General features: G+C 71.2%; 31 protein-coding genes. 26 read left to right on the top strand and 5 right to left on the bottom strand.

Annotation, left to right across the window (positions count from 1 at the left end; translation table 11 throughout):
* Positions 1 to 303 precede the first annotated feature (303 nt).
* The 4 genes from RMT89_RS30785 to RMT89_RS30800 form a co-directional block, all read right to left on the bottom strand.
* The gene (locus RMT89_RS30785) at positions 304 to 711 is read right to left on the bottom strand and encodes a hypothetical protein (RefSeq protein ID WP_315887039.1); all 408 of its coding nucleotides are present in this window, start codon (positions 709 to 711) and stop codon (positions 304 to 306) included.
* Between the two features lie 72 nt (positions 712 to 783).
* Complete coding sequence (locus RMT89_RS30790; RefSeq protein WP_315887040.1) at positions 784 to 1,125, bottom strand: hypothetical protein; 342 nt, start codon at positions 1,123 to 1,125, stop codon at positions 784 to 786.
* Between the two features lie 115 nt (positions 1,126 to 1,240).
* Entirely contained in the window at positions 1,241 to 1,807 is a 567-nt protein-coding gene (locus RMT89_RS30795; RefSeq protein WP_007497973.1) for an LPD29 domain-containing protein, read from the bottom strand.
* A 158-nt stretch (positions 1,808 to 1,965) separates the two neighbouring features.
* Positions 1,966 to 2,337: a DUF6409 family protein gene (locus RMT89_RS30800; RefSeq protein WP_007497971.1), complete on the bottom strand. Its 372-nt coding sequence runs from the start codon at positions 2,335 to 2,337 to the stop codon at positions 1,966 to 1,968.
* Between the two features lie 201 nt (positions 2,338 to 2,538).
* On the opposite strand from RMT89_RS30800, the gene RMT89_RS30805 reads away from it, so the two are divergent.
* The 23 genes from RMT89_RS30805 (at position 2,539) to RMT89_RS30915 (ending at position 15,237) form a co-directional block, all read left to right on the top strand.
* On the top strand, positions 2,539 to 3,210 hold the full coding sequence (locus RMT89_RS30805; protein WP_007497969.1) for a hypothetical protein: 672 nt from the start codon (positions 2,539 to 2,541) through the stop codon (positions 3,208 to 3,210).
* A gap of 113 nt (positions 3,211 to 3,323) precedes the next feature.
* Positions 3,324 to 3,596, top strand: coding sequence for a hypothetical protein (locus RMT89_RS30810; protein WP_007497967.1), 273 nt, complete (start codon positions 3,324 to 3,326; stop codon positions 3,594 to 3,596).
* Positions 3,597 to 3,660: 64 nt separating this feature from the next.
* On the top strand, positions 3,661 to 3,921 hold the full coding sequence (locus RMT89_RS30815; protein ID WP_007497965.1) for a hypothetical protein: 261 nt from the start codon (positions 3,661 to 3,663) through the stop codon (positions 3,919 to 3,921).
* Positions 3,922 to 4,102: 181 nt separating this feature from the next.
* Positions 4,103 to 4,360 (top strand): hypothetical protein, encoded by a 258-nt coding sequence (locus tag RMT89_RS30820; RefSeq protein WP_007497963.1) that lies wholly within the window; start codon positions 4,103 to 4,105, stop codon positions 4,358 to 4,360.
* Positions 4,361 to 4,436: 76 nt separating this feature from the next.
* Positions 4,437 to 5,141, top strand: coding sequence for a PP2C family serine/threonine-protein phosphatase (locus tag RMT89_RS30825; RefSeq protein WP_007497962.1), 705 nt, complete (start codon positions 4,437 to 4,439; stop codon positions 5,139 to 5,141).
* Positions 5,142 to 5,374: 233 nt separating this feature from the next.
* Positions 5,375 to 5,632, top strand: a complete 258-nt coding sequence (locus RMT89_RS30830) for a hypothetical protein (RefSeq protein ID WP_106432690.1) — start codon at positions 5,375 to 5,377, stop codon at positions 5,630 to 5,632.
* Between the two features lie 61 nt (positions 5,633 to 5,693).
* Positions 5,694 to 5,852, top strand: coding sequence for a hypothetical protein (locus tag RMT89_RS30835; RefSeq protein WP_007497958.1), 159 nt, complete (start codon positions 5,694 to 5,696; stop codon positions 5,850 to 5,852).
* A gap of 130 nt (positions 5,853 to 5,982) precedes the next feature.
* Complete coding sequence (locus RMT89_RS30840; protein ID WP_007497956.1) at positions 5,983 to 6,441, top strand: hypothetical protein; 459 nt, start codon at positions 5,983 to 5,985, stop codon at positions 6,439 to 6,441.
* A gap of 199 nt (positions 6,442 to 6,640) precedes the next feature.
* Entirely contained in the window at positions 6,641 to 6,916 is a 276-nt protein-coding gene (locus RMT89_RS30845; protein ID WP_007497955.1) for a hypothetical protein, read from the top strand.
* Positions 6,917 to 7,031: 115 nt separating this feature from the next.
* Positions 7,032 to 7,265 carry a hypothetical protein gene (locus tag RMT89_RS30850; protein ID WP_043731952.1) on the top strand — a complete coding sequence of 78 codons (234 nt, stop codon included), beginning with the start codon at positions 7,032 to 7,034 and terminating at the stop codon, positions 7,263 to 7,265.
* A complete protein-coding gene (locus RMT89_RS30855; RefSeq protein ID WP_007497951.1) occupies positions 7,262 to 7,987 on the top strand; it encodes a hypothetical protein in 726 nt (241 codons plus the stop codon). Before RMT89_RS30850 ends, RMT89_RS30855 begins: the two co-directional genes overlap by 4 nt.
* A 64-nt stretch (positions 7,988 to 8,051) precedes the next feature.
* Complete coding sequence (locus RMT89_RS30860; RefSeq protein WP_007497949.1) at positions 8,052 to 8,246, top strand: hypothetical protein; 195 nt, start codon at positions 8,052 to 8,054, stop codon at positions 8,244 to 8,246.
* 79 nt (positions 8,247 to 8,325) lie between these two features.
* The gene (locus tag RMT89_RS30865; protein WP_007497947.1) at positions 8,326 to 8,928 is read left to right on the top strand and encodes a hypothetical protein; all 603 of its coding nucleotides are present in this window, start codon (positions 8,326 to 8,328) and stop codon (positions 8,926 to 8,928) included.
* Between the two features lie 105 nt (positions 8,929 to 9,033).
* Positions 9,034 to 9,552, top strand: a complete 519-nt coding sequence (locus RMT89_RS30870) for a hypothetical protein (protein ID WP_007497946.1) — start codon at positions 9,034 to 9,036, stop codon at positions 9,550 to 9,552.
* A 152-nt stretch (positions 9,553 to 9,704) separates the two neighbouring features.
* Positions 9,705 to 10,490, top strand: coding sequence for a hypothetical protein (locus RMT89_RS30875; protein ID WP_007497944.1), 786 nt, complete (start codon positions 9,705 to 9,707; stop codon positions 10,488 to 10,490).
* 112 nt (positions 10,491 to 10,602) lie between these two features.
* Entirely contained in the window at positions 10,603 to 11,076 is a 474-nt protein-coding gene (locus RMT89_RS30880; protein WP_007497942.1) for a hypothetical protein, read from the top strand.
* A 74-nt stretch (positions 11,077 to 11,150) separates the two neighbouring features.
* Positions 11,151 to 11,882: a phosphoadenosine phosphosulfate reductase family protein gene (locus RMT89_RS30885; RefSeq protein ID WP_007497940.1), complete on the top strand. Its 732-nt coding sequence runs from the start codon at positions 11,151 to 11,153 to the stop codon at positions 11,880 to 11,882.
* Between the two features lie 182 nt (positions 11,883 to 12,064).
* A complete protein-coding gene (locus tag RMT89_RS30890) occupies positions 12,065 to 12,892 on the top strand; it encodes an N-6 DNA methylase (protein ID WP_007497938.1) in 828 nt (275 codons plus the stop codon).
* 115 nt (positions 12,893 to 13,007) lie between these two features.
* Positions 13,008 to 13,193 carry a hypothetical protein gene (locus tag RMT89_RS30895; RefSeq protein WP_007497936.1) on the top strand — a complete coding sequence of 62 codons (186 nt, stop codon included), beginning with the start codon at positions 13,008 to 13,010 and terminating at the stop codon, positions 13,191 to 13,193.
* A 140-nt stretch (positions 13,194 to 13,333) separates the two neighbouring features.
* Positions 13,334 to 13,603: a hypothetical protein gene (locus RMT89_RS30900; RefSeq protein ID WP_007497934.1), complete on the top strand. Its 270-nt coding sequence runs from the start codon at positions 13,334 to 13,336 to the stop codon at positions 13,601 to 13,603.
* A 67-nt stretch (positions 13,604 to 13,670) separates the two neighbouring features.
* Positions 13,671 to 14,150 carry a hypothetical protein gene (locus tag RMT89_RS30905; protein WP_007497932.1) on the top strand — a complete coding sequence of 160 codons (480 nt, stop codon included), beginning with the start codon at positions 13,671 to 13,673 and terminating at the stop codon, positions 14,148 to 14,150.
* Positions 14,138 to 14,785, top strand: a complete 648-nt coding sequence (locus RMT89_RS30910; RefSeq protein WP_244313395.1) for a hypothetical protein — start codon at positions 14,138 to 14,140, stop codon at positions 14,783 to 14,785. The genes RMT89_RS30905 and RMT89_RS30910 overlap by 13 nt, the downstream gene beginning before the upstream one ends.
* 41 nt (positions 14,786 to 14,826) lie before the next feature.
* On the top strand, positions 14,827 to 15,237 hold the full coding sequence (locus RMT89_RS30915; RefSeq protein WP_007497928.1) for a hypothetical protein: 411 nt from the start codon (positions 14,827 to 14,829) through the stop codon (positions 15,235 to 15,237).
* A 245-nt stretch (positions 15,238 to 15,482) separates the two neighbouring features.
* Here the strand turns inward: RMT89_RS30915 and RMT89_RS30920 are convergent, their stop codons facing one another.
* On the bottom strand, positions 15,483 to 17,594 hold the full coding sequence (locus RMT89_RS30920) for a hypothetical protein (RefSeq protein ID WP_007497925.1): 2,112 nt from the start codon (positions 17,592 to 17,594) through the stop codon (positions 15,483 to 15,485).
* A 221-nt stretch (positions 17,595 to 17,815) separates the two neighbouring features.
* On the opposite strand from RMT89_RS30920, the gene RMT89_RS30925 reads away from it, so the two are divergent.
* The 3 genes from RMT89_RS30925 (at position 17,816) to RMT89_RS30935 (ending at position 20,840) form a co-directional block, all read left to right on the top strand.
* Entirely contained in the window at positions 17,816 to 17,938 is a 123-nt protein-coding gene (locus RMT89_RS30925; RefSeq protein ID WP_279627030.1) for a hypothetical protein, read from the top strand.
* Positions 17,939 to 18,125: 187 nt separating this feature from the next.
* Complete coding sequence (locus tag RMT89_RS30930; RefSeq protein ID WP_007497922.1) at positions 18,126 to 20,273, top strand: hypothetical protein; 2,148 nt, start codon at positions 18,126 to 18,128, stop codon at positions 20,271 to 20,273.
* A gap of 171 nt (positions 20,274 to 20,444) precedes the next feature.
* Positions 20,445 to 20,840, top strand: coding sequence for a hypothetical protein (locus RMT89_RS30935; RefSeq protein WP_007497919.1), 396 nt, complete (start codon positions 20,445 to 20,447; stop codon positions 20,838 to 20,840).
* Positions 20,841 to 20,863 lie beyond the last annotated feature (23 nt).

Genomic DNA, 20,863 nt, shown 5'->3' on the forward strand with positions numbered 1-20,863 from the left:
CGAGCGAGAACCTGCCCGTGCAGCGCCAGGGAGACTCAACGGCGGGCGCCCGCAGCCGTTCCGCTGGCGCCGGTGCGCAGCGCACCGCGCGACTGGCGGCATCCGCCACTGCGGCGGACCCCAGAGGCCTGCGGCGAGGGCGATGACACAGTGACACAGCTGAACAGTGACACAGCCGAGCGCATCCACCAGGGAAAACAGGGGGTTGATGACACAGATCGAACTGTTCCGCGGCGGACGTGACACAGACGCCGGCCGCCGGCCGCCGCTCTCCGCCGGGGTGCGGCGACAGCGGGGAGCCGGTCAGCTGTCCCGCTCGTACGCGTCGTACGCGTCGCAGTTCGGGCAGGTGTCCATACCCGTGTTGGTCTCGTGCGGGCACGGGCGTCCGTGGGCGTAGCGAACCATGGCCATGACCGCAGCGCGGCGGGTGCGCCCGGTCCACGTGAGCCCGGCTGCGAACGGGGGCACGCCCGCGTCCCCGGCGGGAGCGAGGACCCAGGTGCGGGCCAGGCGGCCGGTGGCGGTCACCGGGTGCCGGAGGATGTACGGCCGTCCCGCCCAGCGGAAGTTGGAGCCGTTCCCGTCTGCGTTGCGCACGAGCCCACGGGATCGGACAAGACCGTTCCAGACCGCTCCGGCGATGCGCTCGCGGAACGTCTCGGCACCCTGCGGAGCGGGGGCCGGGCGGGGGGCGGTCGGGTGGGTCATCTCTGTGCCTTCCGGACTCTCAGGGGATCAGGGTGGTGATGGCGGGGCGGGCGGGAGCCGCCCTCTCGGCGCCTACGGCTGGGCCTCGACGAGCGAGGCGGCGTCCCGGGCCCAGGTGAAGCGGCTGCTGTGGTCGTCGGGTTCGGCGGCGGCGCAGAACAGCAGCCGCCGGACGGTGGCGAACCCCACGGCCTCCGGGCCGCCGAGGCGGGTCACGGCCTCGTCCCGGACGTGCTCCACCTCCGAAGGGGTGAGCAGGTCGCCGGTCGTGTGCATCGACATGTACAGGGCCTGGGCGGCGAGGCTGAGGCGCACGGCGGTGTCCTTTCGGAGGTGACGGTCAGATGTGGTCGTGGGCGCTGTCGCCGAAGGGGCGCAGAAGGGCCATCCGGAGGAGAGGGTCACGGTGTCCATCGGATGCTGCTCCTCGCTGCGGGGGCCAGCGGGGCTCCCTCCCCCGTGTCGACTCTTAAGACTCTACACCACGGGCATACCGCGATGCAAGCCTTAAGAGTCACAGGGGGTTCGATCAGTCGCGATTGAGCTTGATCGCGGAAACCATGGGCACTCCGCAGTACCGGCGGCCGCCGACGGTGACGTCCACCCGCGCGATACGCCGGTCGCCGGGGCCGAACCGCGCCATGAGCGGGGCCGCGACGGCGCTCACGCTGGTGCGGCGCGGGCCACCGGTCCAGGTGACCGTGATCTCCCCACGGCGCTTGCCGGTGCCGGTGCGCACGGAGAACTTGACGCCGGGGAAGACGCGGCGGAGCTCCTTGCGCAGATGCACGGCGGCGTACTTGGCCGGGATGACGCACGTAGCCTCGTTCAGTTCGGCGTCGCCGACGATCGGGGTCACGGACGTGTGGCGGACATGCACGAGCGGGCCGGGCTTGCCGTCCAGGGTGTACAGCTCGTAGCGGCGGGCAGGGCGCCCGAAAATCGTGGCGGCGACGCACAGGCGGCAGGCGCACGGCTGGACGGTCCAGCGGCCCCGGTAGGCGGCCTCCGTGCCGTGGTAGGTGACCCGGGTGCCGGCGGGCAGGCGCAGGGCGAGGTAGGCGGCGTCCGCAGGCTGGGCGGTCACGGTGGTCACGGTTCCTCCTGGATGCGTTTCATGCGGGTCACCCCGCCCTCTCGTCTCTTAAGACTATACATACGAATGACGCGTGACGCAAGTCTTAAGAGACGTCACTGGTTCGCGGTCCGGCGCCGCCCGGGGTGGGCGGAGCGACGCCGGAATCACGGCGCGGCCTACCGGCCGAGGCGTGCGTTACGCAGGCGCAGGCCCATGCGCTGCACGCGATAGCGGGCCGTGGAGGAGCCGGGGAAGTCTCCCAGGCCCCGCCAGATGCGGACGAGGGTGCGCTCAGACATGTCCTCGACCGTTCCCAGCGGGTGCATCTCGCGGCGGAACGCGAGACCGACCGTATGTTCGGCGAAACCGGCCGCACCCAGGGTGTAGAAGTACACCCGGTAGCCACCCGTGGGGTCGCCCTCCCGGAAGAGCCCCAGGACAACTGCCTTGCGCGGTCCGGTGTCCTCACCTTCGACGTAGCGGGGGCAGCGCACGACCGTGCCCGCCTCCAGGACATCCTGCGAGGTGATGGTGGCGGTGGCGGTCATGGCGAGCCCCTTCGTGAGGTGGAGGCGGCCCGTCCGAACCGCCTTGACTCTTAAGACTCTACATAGCTACGCCGGAGATTGCAAGCTTTAAGAGACACGGCGCCTTCACTCCGCACCTCCCTGTGACTCTTAAGACTTGCATTCAGCATCCCTCATGTGTAATGTCTTAAGAGACGCAGCCGAACGAACCCGGGAGACACCGTGAACCGCAGCCTGACCCGCAACATCTTCCGCGCGGCCCGGGGCATCCCGGACGTCGACGCCCCGTTCGCTCACCTCGTCGAGGTTGAGCACGTCTTCTCCCGCGAGGCGTTCGCGGATGCGCCGGCCCCCTGGTCTCCCGGCGACGACTTCGCGGAGGTCATGGGCGGGGTGTGGCTGCGCAGCAACAGCGACGGGACGCAGACGGCCGTGGTCGCCGGTGTCGGGCCCAAGCAGCTTCCTGCGGCCGACGGCGGGGACTGGACGGATGAGGAGGTCTGGACGGTGACGACGGCCGACGCTGATGTCTTCGCGTGGCTCGACGACAAGCCGCACCGCGTGACCTGGGCGCTGGGCCGGTCGGACGTGGTGATCGAGCGGGAATCGTACGTGGGGCACCCTCACGAGGCGGTGTCCGACTACTGGTACGGCTTCTACCTGCGCCACTGGTTCACTCCTGAGCGCCGCACTGACGGCCGTTACGGGGTGACGCTGGCGTGCGCGCCCAATGACTCCTGGTTCTCCGGGCCGTGGCCTCTGGCGGACGCGTCCAGCCGACTCCTGGCGTCGTTCGGCGGCCGGGCCAACGTCCGGACGGTTGAGGTGCCCGACGCGTCCGACCAGCGCGTACCGCACGGCGTCTCCCTCATGCAGCGCCTCTCTCACCTCTGACCCACACAGGGAATGACTCTTAAGACTTGCATTCAGCAGATCACCTCTGTATAGTCTTAAGAGTCAGCAGGGCGGAGGGAAACCCCGCCGAGACTCCACCGGAAGGACTTCCCGTGCTTCAGCTCCGCCTCGTGAACGAGAACGGCTACACCGTCACCGTCCCCGACTGCGAGACCGTGGTCACCGTCTCGGACGAGCTTGCGGACGCGACGGAGGAGTTCCTTCTGGGTGAGCCCGCCGAGGCGGACGCCGCCTTCTGGCGCCGGGTCGCCCGTGAGCACGCCGAGGCCCTCGGCGGCGAGGAGACCATCAATGGCCGCAACGCGCTGGCCAAGGTCGGCTACCACGACGCGCGCCGCTACCGCGTCCAGCGCACTCGGCTCTGACCGACCTGCGGCCCCCGCTCCAGCGGGGGCCGCCCCCTCCCCTTCTGACACCCAAGGAGTACCGGTGAGCGACAAGCAGCAGGAGATCGAGGCGCTCCTGGAGGCGGCGAGCCGTGAGCAGCTGATCAAGGCGGTGCGCGGCGCCCTGGCGGCGGCCGAGGAGGCGCGGCGTCCGCTCGACTATGCCGACTACGGCATTGGACAGTACCGCGACAACGCCGTCGTGGAGGCGGAGCGTGACGCTCGCGTCGGCGTCGCGGACGACGTCGAGCAGTCTCTCCGCCTGGTACTGACCGAGCAGGGCGCACCGCAGCCGGGCAAGTAGCACCGCAGGCGCGGACGCCGCGCCTGCGGTCCGCCGCCGCCCGACGGCGCGGCGTGACAAGCACCACAGACCATCAGATGACTCTTAAGACTTGCATCGCAGCCATCCTCAATGTAGAGTCTTAAGAGACAGCAAGGGGGACGGTCCCCCTCGCACGGACAGCAAAGGACGGACAGACGACATGACGGCGACGACCCAGACCCCCGCGCCCCTCTTCGGCACCGAGGACCTGATCATCTCCACCGTCGCCAGGCCGAAGGAGACGAAGCCCCACACCCTTCGTGTCGTCGACCTGTACATCAATGGCGACAAGCAGGGCGCGCACTGCGTCGTGTGCGACGCGTACGGCGAGCTGAACGCGCTGCGGGACCTCGGCCCGTACGCGTATGGCTGCACCCAGGTCCCCGCGTTCGAGAGCCCCGCTCCTCAGTGGATGTGAGCGCCCCTCGCCGGTCCCGCCCCGCCGGGCGGGACCGGCCTCCCGCACTACCCCTCAACCCCTGGAGATTCACCACGTGATCACCTACGCCACCGCCCAGGCCCTCGGAGACCGCCCCGTCCAGTGCGACGCGACGGCCGTCGCGACCGAATCGGGCGCCCGCGCCTGGACCCTCCTGGACGGCATCGGCACTACCACCCAGGTACAGGACTGGACGCGCGAGAAGGCGCGGACGCTCGCCCGCGTCGCTGCGGTAACCCACAGCCCCAAGGCGGCCATCACCGCCGCGCGGATCGTGTCCGACTCTGACGGTTACGAGGACGAGCACCGGCCGCCGGACGCGGTCGCGGTCGTCGCGGTGCGCACGGCAGACGGCCGCCTCCTCATCGGCTGGGCCGGTGACGCGCGCGCCTACTGGATGCCGACCGGCGGCGCCCTGGAGAAGCTCACCGTCGATCACAACGAGGCCGAGGCCCGGCGCGCGAGGGGCGAGACCGACATCCCGCCGGACTACCGCCACCTCGTCACGTCGAGCCTCCGGCGCTATGACGGCGAGGAAGGCGAGATCGGCACGGCGCGTCCGCTGCGCGCCCAGGGCGGGCGGCTGCTGCTCGTCTCCGACGGCGCTTACTCGCCCTTCGAGGACAACGGCATCGACATGCGTGCGCCGCTGGCGCAGGCGACCCCGCGCGGCGTCGCCTCCGCGCTCGTCCGCACTGCGGTGTCCTTCACCGACGTGCGGCGCGACAACGCCACGGCGATGGTCGTGCAGTTCGACTGACACCTCTTGATGCGGAGCCGCCGGCACCGGCGGCCCCGCATGGCTCCCCACAACAGTCCCCATGGCGTCTCTTCCTCGCCTCGCGCACCGGCCCTCGGGCCCGGGCAGCAACATCCGCACCCCACCACAGTGACTCTTAAGACTTGCATTCACCCTGCCGTCGCTGTAGAGTCTTAAGAGACGGCGGGCGGGAGGTTCTCCCGGCCGAAGCACAGCAGCCAGGAGTGAACCTCGTGACGATCGCCCTCCCCGAGATGACCGAACTGCCCCTGGAGGTCACGGAGTTCGACCGGATCGAGTGCACCGAGTGCGGGAAGGCCTCCCCCTTCCTCGACGACGGTGACGACGGCACCCACGACGCCCACGACGCGGGCTGGCACGTGCTGAACCTCGACGAGTGCGGCTGCTCCAACCTCTGCGGCCCGTGCGCCGAGGACATGTGCGGCCGCGTCGACGACAGCCCCCGGCTGTTCGGGATGCGCGTCGTCTGAAGCCAGCAGGCGAGGGCGGCCGGAGCCCCGGCCGCCGCTCCCCACAGACTCCGGAGCCCTGATGCAGCACCCGATCACCGACGCCCCGCCCGTCAACGAACTGACCTCGTGCCAGGTTTACGGCCACCTCTACGAACCGTGTGTCGGCCACGGCTGCACCGACGACGACTGCCGCATACGCACCTGCGCCGACTGCGGCGACGAGTACGAGGGGCCCTGATCCGGCGGGCGGAGCTGCCGTCCGTGGAGCAGAAACCCGCCAGACCGCCGCCTCCGGCTCGCCCCCTTCCGCACCTCCGCCAGCCGCGCCTGGCTGCCTTGATCGATTCCCGAGAAGAGGAAGACCTCCCATGCCCCGCACCGCATACCGCCCGACCTCCGCCCACCCGCACCGCTGGTGCCGCAAGCTCCACCGGGCCACGGCGGTGTTCGTCTGCCTCGGCCTGGTCCTGTCCATGACGTTCGGCAGCCTCCCGCTGTGGCTGCTGGTCGTCATGACGCTCGCCGCCCTGCTCGCGATCGTCATCGTGGCCGCCGGAACCGACCTGCGCGGCCTGGACCGCCAGCGCGCACACTCGGCCCCGCTCGTCGTGCGTCCGGGGTGGGCGGCGGCTGCGGTCGTCGCCGACATGGCCGGGCTGTTCCTCGCCGTCCGCTACGTCCTCAACTTCTCCGCCTACCAGACGGATCTGAACTGGACCGTCGCCGCCGGATTCACCGCCGTGGCCGCCGGGACGGCGTGGGCCGTGCTCTACACGGTGCTGCACATCAAGGCGGTCGCACCGGCCCAGGAGCGCGACGCCGCGTAACCCCACCCCGACCAGGAAGTCGCCGCGCCCCGTACGCCGGGGCGCGGCCCGCCCATGACAGGAGAGCCCCATCAACCGATCCCCCGCCACCCCGGACACGTCGACCGTCGCCGACGCGCACACGTTCGCCCCGCCTGCCTCCGCCCTCGCACACGCCTACGACGGCTCCAACCATGACGGCCGCGCCCTGCCGAAAGCGTTGCTCGACGACGTGCTGGGCGCCCTGTGGGAAGCCTTCTGCTCCCCTGGCGCCCCCGGCGTTGCCCACGTGTCCTTCGGCATCGCCGAGACCGACGAGGGACGCATATGGAGCCCTGACGGCCCACTGCTGATCGGCGCCGACGGGCACGCTCTGCCGGACGCGGTAGACCTGAGCAGCACGCCCGTCGCCGACGCCCTGGCCGACCTGAGCGGTTTCCGCGCACCGGAGTTCGGCGACTCCCTCTGCTTCACCCTCCACCCGCACGACTCTTAAGGCTTGCATTCCCGCACCCTCTCCATGTATAGTCTTAAGAGTCAAGAGGGCGGCGGGCTGAAGACCTCGCCCGCCGCCCGTATCCCCCAGCCCCCAGCCGAAAGAGCCGGTGGACATGATCCGCTTCCTGGCCCGCCGAAGCCGCAAGGCCGCCGCCACCTCCGAGCGCCGCGGACGCATCCGCGTCCTGCACGCCCAGCTCCGCCAGCGCTACGGAGGTCTCGGCATCGCCGATGTCCTGCGCGTCTGCCAGCAGGAGGGGATCTCCACCACCTGGGAGGAGGTCCGCGACGTGATGCAGGGCGACCCGTGGGACCGTGTCCGCGCCGTCACGGAATCGACCCGATGACGGCCACCAGCGCGCAGCATCGCGCGGCCCAGCTGGCCCACCGTATGTTCGCGGACCTGTGGCCGCCGCGGCCGGACGCTTACATCGCCGAAGTCACCGAGGGCAGGCAGCTGCGGACGGACGACCTGGTGGTGATCTACAGCCGGCACGAGCCTCTCACCCCGGAGAAGGCGCTCAACTGGGCGGCCTGGCGGCGCGTCGACTCCTCCAGCGCGAGGACGGCGGTCCTGCGGCATGTCGCGGTACCGGAGGGAACGTGGGACCGGACGCCGGACATGACCGTGTTCGGCGAGCCGTGGCACGAGCTGCGGCCGCCCGCGCGCATGTACGTGACCACCGCCAACCGGCGCATGGCCCGGGTCGGTCACCTCGACGACATCCGGGCCCGCATCACCTCCCACCCCGACTTCGGTGAGTGGCAGCAGGCGTACACGGCGGCCGAGGCCGACGAGTGCGACCAGCGCCAGCAGGCCCAGGCCCTGCTCGACGCGGTGAAGGAGGCCCGCGCGCCGTACCGCGAGGCCGTTCGGCGCCTGCGCGAGATCACCGGCCAGGATCTGCTGATCTGGTGCGACTTCAGCACGCTCGACCGGTCGGTGAGCGGCTGGCTGGCCTCCGACGGCCGTCTGCGCGTGTATCTCGCCGGTCTGAAGGGCGTCGGCGCGCTCACCGAGGAGCAGTACCGCGAGGCGCTGAAGTGCGCCGACACCCTCGGCCTGTAAGCGCCTGCTGATCCGCGCCGGACAGTTCCCCACCTCCTGCCCCCGATCCGAAGGAGGCGTGCCGGTGGCACGCGAAGCCGAGTACGTCGCCCGGTTCACGCACAACGGAAAGACGCACGACATTCAGCCTGGCTGGTCGTACAAGAACATCAGCAACGCCCGTACCAAGTGCGGGATGAACGGCCCGTTCGCCACCGAGTCCCTGGCCAGCGGCCGGCCCCTCGACGTGACCTGCACCCCGTGCGCAGCGGCCGACTGACCGCCCCCGCCTGCCCCCTGCACACGCGCAAGACCCTGGCCGCCCGCCGGCCCCAAGAACCCTCCGACGTAAGGAACGCATGACCGATACCGCCCCTACCCCGGCACCGCTCCCGGCCTGCCCCGCGCCCCTGCGGTTCTGGGACCGCGACCGGCTGGCCGCGGTGCACGGTCCCCAGGTCTGGCACCGGTGGGGCGGCCGCTGGGTCAACTACCTGTTCGCCGAGGACACGCGGCCGTTCACCGACCGCACGGCACGCGGGCGCCTGTGGTACCCGCAGGAGCCGGACGCGGTCCGTTTCATCCCCTCCACCCCGGCCACCGACCATGCGCTGCCCGGTGCCCCTGTCACGGCGGGCGACGTCGACGGCCTGGTCCTCGCGCCCGGGCGCAGCGCGGTCCCCTACGTGCTGTTGCCGCAGGGCCACCGCGAGGGCGTGCACCACTTCGCCCCCGCGCACGAGACGGCGCGGCGGCTGGCCGAGCGGGAAGGGCTCGACGCGTCCGGCCGCAGGCCGTCCGTGTCGCTTCAGGGGCTGCGCGCGTCGCTCCTGGCGATCCTCGACGGCGAGGAGCAGGCCACGGTGTCCTTCCACCGCCCCGCAGGCCGCGTGTACGCCCGCCGAGCCTCGGTGCTCGGCACGATGACCTACGTGTGGGTCCTCAGCGAGGACGGCGCCTAGCACTCTGGCCCCGCGCATTCCGCACACCGACCCCCGCTTTCGACTCTTAAAGCTTGCATCACAACCTCTCGCCATGTATAGTCTTAAGAGTCGATTGGGGGCGGGTTGCCGCTCCTGGAGACGCCCGCAGATCACTGCGGTCACTGTGGGGCCTCCCCAGCCTCACTCGAAACCGGGGCCGGAGAACCGGCCCTGACAGCCCGTCGATCGGAGACAGCCATCCCGAGCCCGCGCATCACCGTCGAACTGCCCCTGGCCCAGCACATCCTGCCGTCCGGCCTCGCCTCCAGCACCTACAAGCGCTTCAACCAGGTCCGCAAGGCCCTGGCCACCGCGTACTACCTGCACATCACCCACCACGGCATGCTCAGCGCCGAGGACATCGCTTCGCTCGGCCAGCACCAGATGGCGACGGCGGCGCGGTCGGCCGGTGTCGAGGCTCCGACCAGCGACGAGACCCGCGAGATGATCCGCAGCCTCCTGCGCGTCTTCAACGGGATCGACGCCCCCGCCTCCGCTCCCGTCCCGGTCCCGACCGTCAAGGTCACCGAGAGCGAGCTCGCCACCGCCCTCGACGGTCTGGCGGTCGTCGTCAAGGCGGCCGCGCAGGGCGTCAGCCGGTAGCAGCCGCCCGGGCCGGGCGGGACCGCCCGGCCCTCCGCCTCCCCAGCGGCGCAGCCGCTGTCCTCCCCAGATGGTGTCCCGGGGCGCTACGGCGCCCCGGGACCGGCGGGAGCGCATGCCGTCACCCCGCCCGGACACCCCGAAGGGCCACCATGTCCAGCACCACCCCAGCACTTGCCTCCTCGCCGGTGAGCACTGTCCTCGGCACGCTGTCCGCCGCCGGCCTGGGCGCTCACTTCGACCGCGAAGAGGGCGTGATCATCGCCTACCCGGCCGCCGTTCCGAAGGCGAACGCTCTCGACGGCGTCCACGTCACGGTGCAGTGGAACACCACCGGCCGGCAGCGGCAGCCGCGCGAGGCCCGGGCCCACTTCAGTGCCTCGGCGTGGATTCCCGACGGACCGCCCGACTTCCACGAGGTCAGCACCGTTCACACCACGGCCGCTCCTGGCCCTCTGACTGCCGAGGCCGAGGTGTGCGCGCGGGCGGTCGCCGCCTGGCTGGCGCATCCGGCGACCACCGCCGGTAACACGCTCCTGTCCGCGCTCGCCGTACACGGCATCACGCCGGGTAACGGGCTGTCCGTCACCTACGGCGCCCACAGCGACCAGATCAGCGTCACCGTCCGGCTCGGCCGCGACACCTACGGGACGCTGGTCGTCGCGGACCGGGCCGGCTCGCTCCGCCACGTTCCCGCCCAGCACACCGGGTGGAGCGTCTTCCTGCACGACGAGCGCGGAGACGCCGTCGGGGACCCGGTGTACATCACCGGAGACGGCGGGACGGTCGACTGCGCGCAGGACTCCTCGGCAGCGGCCCAGTTCATCGCGGACTGCCTGTCCGCCCCGCTCCGGCACTGCTGCTGCTACGCCCGCGAGAGCCACAACCCCCGCCACGACCGGGAGTGCCACCTCTACGCGCTCCCGCGCCCCGCGTGAACGCCCCGGGCCGGCAGTCCCTGCCGGTCCTCCGCTTCCCCAGCGGCGCACCCGCCGCCCAGCCCAGTGGTTGTCCCCGGGCGCTGCGCCGCCCCGGGACAACGGAAGGGACATGATGCCCCACAGCCCCGCCCGTGCCCTGCACGACCGGCCGATGCAGCCAGTGCTGCTGTGCCCGTCGGCCGTGACTGATCCCGAACTGATGGACGGCGTGCTCTCCGTGCTGTCCGACGAGCAGCTGCTTTCGGTCGGGCACCGGGTCGACCAGCACCAACTTCAGCGCAAGAGGTCCGCGATCCTCGCCGAACTGCGCACAGCCGTCGCCCATGCCCTCGACGAGGGCGAGACCGACAGCGCCGCGCCCGTCACGCATGTCGGCATCCGCACCCGCACCCACCCGGGGATGCCGCCGCACTGGTCGCCCAGCAACCTCCTGCTCCGGCACGCCGACGGCGCCTCCACCTCGCCCTTCGACGCCACCCACACCGAGCTCGAGGAGTTGCTGCCCGATCTGACCTGCCTCGACCAGCCCGCCAGCGGCGACGTCCTCACCGTCGACCTGCGCAGCGGCGCCTTCAGCCGCTAGCGCGCCGCCCGGCCGCCCCCACGCGCTGCGGGCAGGCCGGGCTCCACCACCTCCCCGTGAAAGGAACCTGCTCTTTGGCCCGACACGTCGTCCAGTTCTCCGGCGGCATCGGATCCGCGATCACCGCCGTGCGGGTCGCCGAGCAGCACGGCACCCAGGACCTGACCCTGCTGATCGCCGACACCCGCGCCGAGCACCCCGACCTGTGGCGCTTCTCCGACGACATCGCCCACCTGCTCGGCGTCGAGCTGACCGTGGTCCGCGACGGGCGCGATCCGTGGCAGGTCTTCGCCGACCAGCGCTTCCTGGGAAACAACCGGCTCGCGCACTGCACCTTCATCCTCAAGCAGAAGCCGTGCCGCGCCTGGATGAGCGAACACACTCCGCCGGACGACACGATCGCCTACATCGGCATCGAGCCCAACGACCGCGACCGGCGCCGGATCCCGGCCATCGCCCACCACTGGCAGCCCTGGCGCACCGAGTTCCCGCTCGCCGACGGCCCCGACGCGACCAAGGACGAGCTCCTGGACGAGATCCGCGCGCTCGGCGTGCGGCCGCCGCTGCTGTACGAGCTCGGCTTCCCGCACAACAACTGCTACGGATCGTGCGTCAAGGCCGGCCAGCGCCAGTTCAAGCACCTCCTCGCCACCCTGCCCGAGCAGTACGCCTACGCGGAGGCCAAGGAGGAGGAGCTGCGTGAGCTCCTCGGCCCCGTCGCCATCCTGCGCGACCGCCGCGGAGGGACGAGCCGGCCCCTGCCGCTGGCCGAGCTGCGCGCACGCGAGCAGGCCACCGCGGCCTGACCGGCCGCCGAGGACATCCGCCGTCAGGCGGATGTCCGTCCCGCCCCCCGCAGGTCCGCCCCGGCCTGCCCAGATCATGGAGACCGTCCCTGACCGACACCCACCGGAGCGCGCCCGCCCCGGCGCGGCGCCCACCACCCTTTCCCACCCGCCGTTCCGACGGCGCGGCATTCGGCGAAGCAGTGGCAGAGACCTGGCAGCGCGCCTACGGCCGCGGGCGGATGGACATCCCCTGCGGCGTAGTCGCCACGCTCGCCCTGTGGCCCCACAAGTCGCCCGGCGCCGCCCATGCCGCCGGCCTCGCCCGCTTCCTCGCCTCCCAGCCGGCCCGCCGGTGGCCCCCTACGGTCGGACAGGTCGCCGCCGTGCACTACTTGCGCCGTCCCGACCTGATCGGCGCGGCCGGGCCCCTTCTGCGGTGGGCCGAAGAGGAGCACGACGACGACACGCTCTACGCGGTCAAGGCGGTCGCCGAGACGGCGCTGAAGCACGGCGTGCTGCATCACACCGGCTCGGCCGATCCCTCCGCCCGCTCTGAGGTCGACCTGATGTCCTGGACGATCGTCTGCCTCCGCCACCGCGAGGACCGGTCATGGCTGGCCGAGCACCACACGCCGGACGACGCCACCGACGTCCTGGTCTCGCTGGCGATCGGCGACCAGCCTCCGGCGTCCAGCTCCCTGTACGAGCCCGCCGGCGGAACCGGCGGCATCTTCCGGGCCGTCGCCCAGCGTCTGCGCGACCACGGCGTCGACCCCCACGCCTGGACCTGGAGTCTTCAGGACCTGGACCCTCTCGCGGTGGCCGGAGCAGCGGTCAATTTCCTGGTGTGGGACCTGGGTCCGAACACGACCGTCGCCTGCGGAAACACCCTCAGCGAGGGCGACCTCACCGGACGAGCCCTCGCGGCACAGGCGCGGGCGGAGGCTCACCGCGACGCGCTCCTGGCCGGCGCGAATGAGGCTGCCGGGCACCTGCGCGCTCTGCGGGCACTGGAAGTCCTGGCGTAGGGCCTGCCACGAACCACCCCCAAAGCGTCTCTTAAGACTTGCGCAAGGACTCTCCTCGATGTAGAGTCTTAAGAGTCGACGGGGAACAGCCCCGCCTCACCGAAAGGTGCACTTGGTGCGACGTTCGACTGAGTTCCTGCTCCTGGCCGTGTCCGGTGCCGCTGGCGGTTTCGCCTTCACGGCGGTCGTCGGGTCCCTGACGCCCGCCGCCGCGCTCCAGACCGCGATCACCAGCGTCATCGCGGCGACCGCGATCGTGTACGTCCGGTCGCGGCGCGCGCGGAACTCGCAGGACGCGTAGGCAGTCGGCGCCGCCCCCGGCCGCTCCGGGGGCGGCGCCGGTCCCTCGCCCACCACATCAGGACCTCGAGTTCGGCTCTCCCGAAGTCCTGATGAGCCCAGACGGACACCCCTCGACCCCCTTCCCTCCAGGAGGGTCTCGTGTTCTCTCCGACCGACGGCGACCGCATCGTGGTCACCCGCATCGGCCGCGACGGCCGCACCACCTCGTACATCGGCACCGCCACCGAGGTCGTGCCGTACGGGCCGAGCCTCATCGGCAGCGTCTGGACCGGGGGCTGGCGCCTCACCGGCCGCAACCTGGCCACCGGCGAGGACGAGGACTCCTACTTCGCCTGCACCGAGGCCCTGGAGCGCTACGACCCGGCCATCCGCCAGACCGTACGGCTGGCCACCGCCGACGACGAGTAGCCGACACCGGCCACGACACGAGAGAGGACTGCCTTCCATTCGCACCATCCCCCGCAACCACACCAAGGTGCTCGCACAGCTGCGCGCCACGCTCACCCGGGTCACCCGCCACAACGGCTTCCGCGACCTGGACGGCACCCCCGCCACGGCCGACGAGGCCTGGGAGCACTGGGACAACGCGGACACCCACGGCAAGCCTGCGATCGTGCGCGAACTCGACCCGCACGCGGGCGTGTACGAGCTGCGCGTCAACGGCCAGCTGCGCTACGAGTTGCGCCGCCCCGCAGCCGGTCTCCGGATCGACGTGGTCGTCGACCGCGACCCGGACGGCCAGACCGGCGTCACCGTGTACGCCAACGGCGCCAGGGCTACCGGCCCGGACGTGCGTACCCATGTCCTCGACCCGGGCGCGGGCGGGCCCGACCACGCCTGGATGACCGGTCATCTCCAGCACGACGGCTCCGTTCCCGATGAGGTCCAGGCCGAGATCGCCGCGCTCGCCGAGGACTACCACCGCCACCGCTTCTGCGCGCAGTGCGACGGGTAGCCCGGCACCCCTCACCAGCACGTACGACAGCACCACTTCGCATCCCCGGACCCAAGGAGCTCCCCCTGTCCCCCGTCGCCCTCCACTACGGCAGCCCCACCGTCACCGTCTGCACGAGCGCCTTCGCCGTCGAAGGCCAGACGGGCGGACTGGCCTCCGTGCCCACCGGTCACCTCGTCCGCCTCGCCGAGGACGCCCTGGGGCTCGCCGCCGGTCACTACCAGGCCGGTCACTACCAGGGACATCCCGCGAACGGCCAGCGCACCCTCTTCGTCCTCTCCGGCGACGAAGCCACGGACTCCATGAACGAGGGAGCCACCGTCAGCGAGGCCGCGGTCGCCCCCGACTGGCGCCACCCCTTCGCGATCGCCGTCCCGGGCATGCGCCTGAGCGAGCTCCGGGCCTTCCTGGCCGAGAATCCGGACCTGCCGGACGACGCCCTCGTCCTCATCGGCCCGGCCACCCACCCCCTCGACGTGGAGGACGCCCCCGCAGAACGCGGCCTTGACGTCGGCGCATACGTGCCCGCGATGAACGCTGGTGGGAACTACGGCACGTTCTGGCACCCGGAGCACTCCGAGATGCCCCGCCCCGAGCTCAGCATTCCGGCCGTCCTGCTCTCCCAGTCCGTCTGACCGATCGGCGCCTACGCGCCCCGCACCCACGGAGGCCTCCCGTGGCAGCCCTGCCGCGCCTGCTCGACGACCAGGACGGATGCGTCTACCTCGACCTCGGCGGCGCCTACTTCGCCGTGGACACCGAGACCCGCCGGATCTGCTGGTCCGACCCGCTGGGGCCGAGCCTGCTGTCCCACCCGGCCGTCAGGGCCGAGGTGGGCGGCCCGGCCACCTACGGCCACACCGACCTCTACTACGACGGCGACTGGGCACCGAGGGCGTACACCCTGCGGGCCGTCGAGGACCTGAACGAAGGCGACCTCGTCACCTGGGAGGGCTGCGTGCGCACGGTCAAAAACACCGCCCCCGGCCGCCACGGCAAGGTCGACGTCTTCGTCGACCACCCCTCCTTCACCGGCCCCTACCCGCACGATCCGCAGGACCTCCTCCCGCTCCACCCTTCGTCCTGACGCGCCCGCCGGCGCCCCGGGCGCCGGCCCTCTCCCACCTTTCCAGAAGCGGGCGCAGGCGCTCCAGGGCTCTGATTCAACTCCGGACCGGCCGGGTGAGACGGCCGGCCAGGGACCGCAGGGTCCCCCGCGTACTCCGAGAGCCGTCACCCTGTGGCCCGCACGCCCCGTTTCTCACGCGGCCCCAGGCACACGCCCGTTGCCTCCCCTGGCTCCTGACGCCCTACGAGCCGGACGCATTGGTGCTAGGTGTGGCGGAGCTCCTGGGCGTCGAGGACAAGGAGCTCCAGTCCGGCGCCCGCGCAGAGCTCGGCGGCCTGCTCGCGGGTCGCCGCGGGGACGGTGTCGACCGCAGCGAGGAGGTGGATGTCGCTTCCCAGGCGAGTGCTCAGCTCAATGTCGTGGGTGAGTTGGTCGGTCGTGAACTGAGACGCCGACGTCTTCACCTCGCCGGACAGCACGCGCCCGCTGTAGAGGCCGAAGACATCGGCCTCGCCGCGCGACTGGTCGGTGAACCACAGGTCCAAGCCGGGGAGGAAGTAGGAGTTCGGCTCCTCCTTCGTCAGCGCGGCGATCACGAGCAGGTGAGGAAGAAGACCCTGGTCGCTGGCGCGGTCGACGAAGCTGTCGAGCCGGTAGAAGACGGAAAGGCCGTCGGCGGTGGTCTCGTACCGGGCTGGCGAGGAGCAGCCCGGGCACACCGGTCGGCGCTGCGTCTGTTCGAAGGGGTGGAAGGTGCGGACCCCGCACTGGGCGCAGTTGGTCTCCACCCCGCGTTCGGCCCAGCCGAGTTCGCACAGGCGTTCAGCCGCTTCGGAGGCCCGCTGCGGCGGCAGTCCCAGCTTCGTGGTGGGGCGGTAGCGGCGCTCGGCGCGGCCGCCCCACGTTGAGGCCAGCTCGACCAGCTGCGCGGCGTCGGCCGTCCCTTCGGCCTGGATCTTCCGCAGTTCCCTGAGGAGTTCCTTGGACCGGGGCGTCGTGAGGGCGATCACGGCTTCGTACACACCTGGTTCGAGGAGAGCGGCGATGTCGGCCTGAGCCTGCAACGCGACCCCGAGCTTGCCCTTGTCCGACAGGGCGTGACGGGCGCTCACCTCCTCGAGCACGGCCTCGGTCGCCTGGGCGAGGGTGGGCACGGTGAGCCCGAAGGTGTAGTCGTTCTGCGCGCGAGTGTGCAGTTGGATGCTGTCACCTCGCCATTGCGCGTTCGGATCGACGAGCGAGGCGACGCAGTCGCGTCGGGGCAGGCCGTCGAGCGGGCTGCCCCACAGCCGGACCAGCGCCCAGCTGCCCAGGGTGTGGAAGTGGACGGGTGAGGTGAACCGGAGTGTGCTTGTGTCCCCGGTGAACACGTGCACGTCGAACGAGGTCGGCAAGCCGTACTCGCGGTCCCGCAGGAGCCACGGGCGCGGTTCGAGGCCAGTCCGGTAGGTGAAGGGTGGCTGCCGCAGTGCCGGGGTGGGGAACTGTTCGCTGATCTTCACCTCCGCGTCTGTGCGCTGGAGTTCCAGGATCTCGGCGATCTCGTGCAGCTGCTCCTGGGGGACGTTTTTGCTGAGCAGCATCACGTCGGGAGCGAACTCCGCGGGTCGGGCGAGCATGCCGGCGAGCTGTTGGGCGAGGCCGAGCCAGTGCTGAACCTCTCCGGTGGGCAGGAGCAGCATGGGCATCCCGGGGTGGCTGACCGGCCGTAGCGCGCGGGCGTTCCAGAAGGCGACACAGTCCTCGATGTCGTCGGGATCGGTGATCCATACCGCCGCGGGAAGTGTCCCGATGGCGCTGCTGCGGTGCTCGCCAAACTGCGCGATCGTGCTCTGCAGATGGGTGGCTCCATACATCTGGTTCCGGCCGTACTCGTCAGGCTGGCCCGGGCGGACGGCGAGTGTGGTGGGCCGCAGCTCTGCGGCCTGGTCCTCGTTGAGAAGGCCGGCGGCGGCGACTTGCCACAGCGGGGCGCCGCTCACGGCGACGACCGGCAGGGTGGACGGCTGCACGGGAGGGTTGACGTGCAGCGGGTGGCAGGTGAACCTCGCGGCGCCGGCCTGGTCGATCTTGGCGATCGGGACGCAGGGCAGGCCGAGGGCGTCAGCCGCGCGCTGGGCGAGGGCGTCGTCGACGTCCACGTTCACCGCGGCTTCGACCTTCGCCGCGGCTACGGTCTCGCGCAGTTCGTCGGGGATCTCACCGTTGTCCGGCACGGCGAGGATGGGTTCGGTCATCCCGCCCCACCGGGTGCTCGCTTCCTGTACGGCCCGGCGGAAGCCGGTGTGGCTGCCCGTACGGATGAGATAGGCGGCACGCGCCGGCAGTACGGCGGCCGTCATCATCGACTGGCCGAGATAGTCCCTGCGATCCATGCGGACGATCCTCGCAGTACCGGGCAGACGCCGCCGCCTCTTCGTCCCGCTGGAACCCCGTGCTCAGCGGTGGTCTGCACGGCGCTCGTTCCGGCGCTCAAGCCGTACGCATCCGACCACACCACTTACTCGTCTCTTAAAACTTGCATCACCCCACACGGTTACGTATAGTCTTAAGAGTCAAGCGGGGTTGTCGCGTGTACCGACAGAGGGGAATCTCCTTGCTCGTCGAAATTCTCCAGGGTGTGGCCTTCGGTCTTGCGTTCAGCCTGGCCGTCTCGATCCCGGCGGTCGCCTGGGCGTACTTCTACAAGTGCCCCCACCGCCGGAAGAAGGCGCAGTAGGTCGACCGTGCCGTCTCGCCCCCGGACCGATCGGGGGCGAGGCGGTCAGAGCCGAGAACCACCCGCTTCGCATGCCCAGTTCCCCGCCTACGGCGGTTGCTCCACGGCGTGCTGATCGTCCGGGTCTTCCCAGCGGCCCACCGCCCCGTACCCCTCCTGCACATTCGATCTCTGGAGCATCGACAGCGTGACCCCCGATCACCCGCACACCACCCAACTGGCGCTCTTCGGCACGGCCCGTCCGCGGCCGGGCCGCGCCGGCGACGAGGAGACGGCTCCGGTCGCCGAGGCCGGGCACGGCTTCCCTGATGGGGCGCTGGAGCCCGGCGAGACCCTTTCGCCTACCGGGTTCGTGGGGGGCGCGGGATGGCGCCTGGTGACGGTCGAGGGCTACGTGTACCGGGTGCGGCGCTGTGGCTGGTCGGGTAGCGATGACCTGTGGGAGGCCGGGCACGGGGAGGACACCTACTGGTGGAACGGTGACCTCGAGGACCGCGCGCTTTCCGCCCTGCTCGGCCGTATCCGGTGCGACGCACAGACCCGGGCGCGGTTCGCCGACGTGTGGGCCCGGTACGGCGACTGTACGGGCGAGGTCGACTGGTCGGCCGACGAGAAGCGCACCGAGGTGGAGGCGGGCGTCATGCTCGTCTCGCGGTTCGGGGTGGCCGGTCTGCTGGTCGAGGCGCGGTGGGGTTGGGACCACGCGCGCGGCGGCGACATGGACGGTTCGACGCCGGAGACGTGGGAGCGTCGGCAGGTGGACCACGCGCTCTACACGCGGTCGTGGTGTGCTTGGTCGTCCGGTCTCACGTCGCTCTCGAAGCGGCCGTTCGAGGTGCTCGCGGTCGTCACCGAGGCCGAGGACGAGAAGCCCACCTGTGCGACGTCCGCGCCGTTCGTCGGCAAGTGCAGCCGCAAGCGGTCCGGGGAGTTCTTCCGGGTGGCCGTGTCGGGCCCGAACGGGGAGCGCGGCGAGATCGTCACGTGCGGCCGATGCCTGGCCGGCTGGATGCTGGACGGCGAGCGTCGCCACGGGCGCACCGCGCTGGACGTCGTGGGCCGGCTGGCCGGGGGTGACCCGTCGCCGAAGCTGTGCAAGCTCAACTGGCAGCAGTGGTGCGACCGCGCGTCGGAGCTTGCCGGGCAGATGCTCGCGGATGCTCTGAGCGCCGGTCAGGTGGCGCCGTGGCCGGCCGCGGACATGGTGGAGCAGCTGCTCGCCGAGGCGTGCGAGATGGGCGACGAGCGGGCCAAGCGTGCCGCCCGCGCGACAGTGCGCGAAAAGCAGCCCGGGGCGGGCAAGAAGGTCCAGGACGCGGCGGCGGCCGCCGCAGTCGAGGAGCGCGCCGACCGTGCCGCGCTGGTCGCCGGGGCGTTCGCCCTGGACGCTGCGAGCTACGCCGAGATATGCGCGCACACCGACGCTGCGACGGCCGTAGAGGCGGCCAAGGCTGGGGAGTGGAGCAAGGCCGAAGAGGCGGCCGGGCAGGCGTCCGAGCACGCCGTAGAGGCCCTGGACGCGGCCGAGGCCGCCGACCAAGCGGGCGTGTTCGTGGCCGAGGCCCGCGAGTGGGCCGACAAGGCGAACGAGCACGCCCGGGCCGCGTGTGAGGCGATCGTGACCGCGCGGGAGGCCGCCGACGCCGGGCCCGTCACTACCCTCCAGGTCCCGGCCGGCTCGGAGGCGGCGGATAGCGACGAGGCAGAGGCTGCGCCCAAGTACCCGCGCACGGTGGATGGTTGGGAGGTCCGTGCCGGGGACTACGACGTGAACGAGCAGCCGCAGGAGTACGGCGGGAAGCTGCGCCCGGAAGTCGTGCCGGGGGCGTGGGTGATTCAGGACTTCCACGAGCAGCAGACCGCGCACCGTGTCGTCGACCTGTTCAAGAACGGGAATTGGATGGTGCGCGCCGTCGCCCACGAGGGCACCGAGCGTGAGTCGTGGCTGTGCGAGTCCATCGACCGCGTGAAGGTGGTCACGGATGCCGAGCTGGCCGACGCCAAGCGGTCCGCGTTCCGGCTGCAGTGGGGCCAGTGGCGGGGGCGCACGTACAAGGGGATCGCGACGCAGCACCGCGGCAAGTACGCGGCGTGCTGCATGTGCGAGGACTGCATGGGGCTGGAGATCTACCGGGGCGGCCGGCGTATCGGCTGGTGCACGACGCTGGACGCGGCGCTTGCACTGTGGGTGTGGCACATCACGGGCGAAGAGGGCCCGGCGCCAGCGGCCGACGCGCCGCGCCCGGAGTTCATCCCGGGCAGCGTGGTCCCGCTTGACCGTGTGCCGGTCGCGTCGCGGGAGGGTCTGCAGGCGGCCGAGCGCGTTGTCTCTTAAGACTTGCCCCCAACCTCCGCATTGCGTATAGTCTTAAGAGTCACACGGAATGGTCCTGCATAACCAGAGCCGAGGACCACCGGCTCCGCATCCCCCGTTCCCGGCGTACGCCGAAACCAATTCGCCTGCGTCCCGCGCGAACCCGCGCCCCGTCTTGCCCTGGGAGTTCCGATGGCCGAGCCCGATTCCACCCCGATCTGCGTGGGCGACCGCCTGCTGGTCGTCGAGCCACGCTGGCGCGCTGGTTCTGGCGAGCCGATCGAGGTGGAGGTGACCAAGGCCCCGCCGGTCTGGCTGGAGATGACCGAGGTCAGGGCGCGCGAGGGCTTCCGGCCGCGTACGTGGAAGCTGCGCCGGGACACGCAGGACGACGGCGGTGAAGGCCACAGCCGCACTCACTTCCTCACCCCCGAGCAGTACGCCCAGCGGCAGCGGAGGGCCGCGGTGAACGCCTACCTCGCCGAGGTCGGCATCCGCACCGAGCGCGACAAGCCCTGGAACGACGAGGAGCGCCGGATCGTCCTGGCCAACCTGCTGCGCCAGCACGAAGGCCTTCCCGCCCTGTAGCCGGTAACCCAAGGGCGCTGCTC

This window comes from Streptomyces sp. P17 (assembly GCF_032436805.1).
GTDB lineage: Bacteria > Actinomycetota > Actinomycetes > Streptomycetales > Streptomycetaceae > Streptomyces.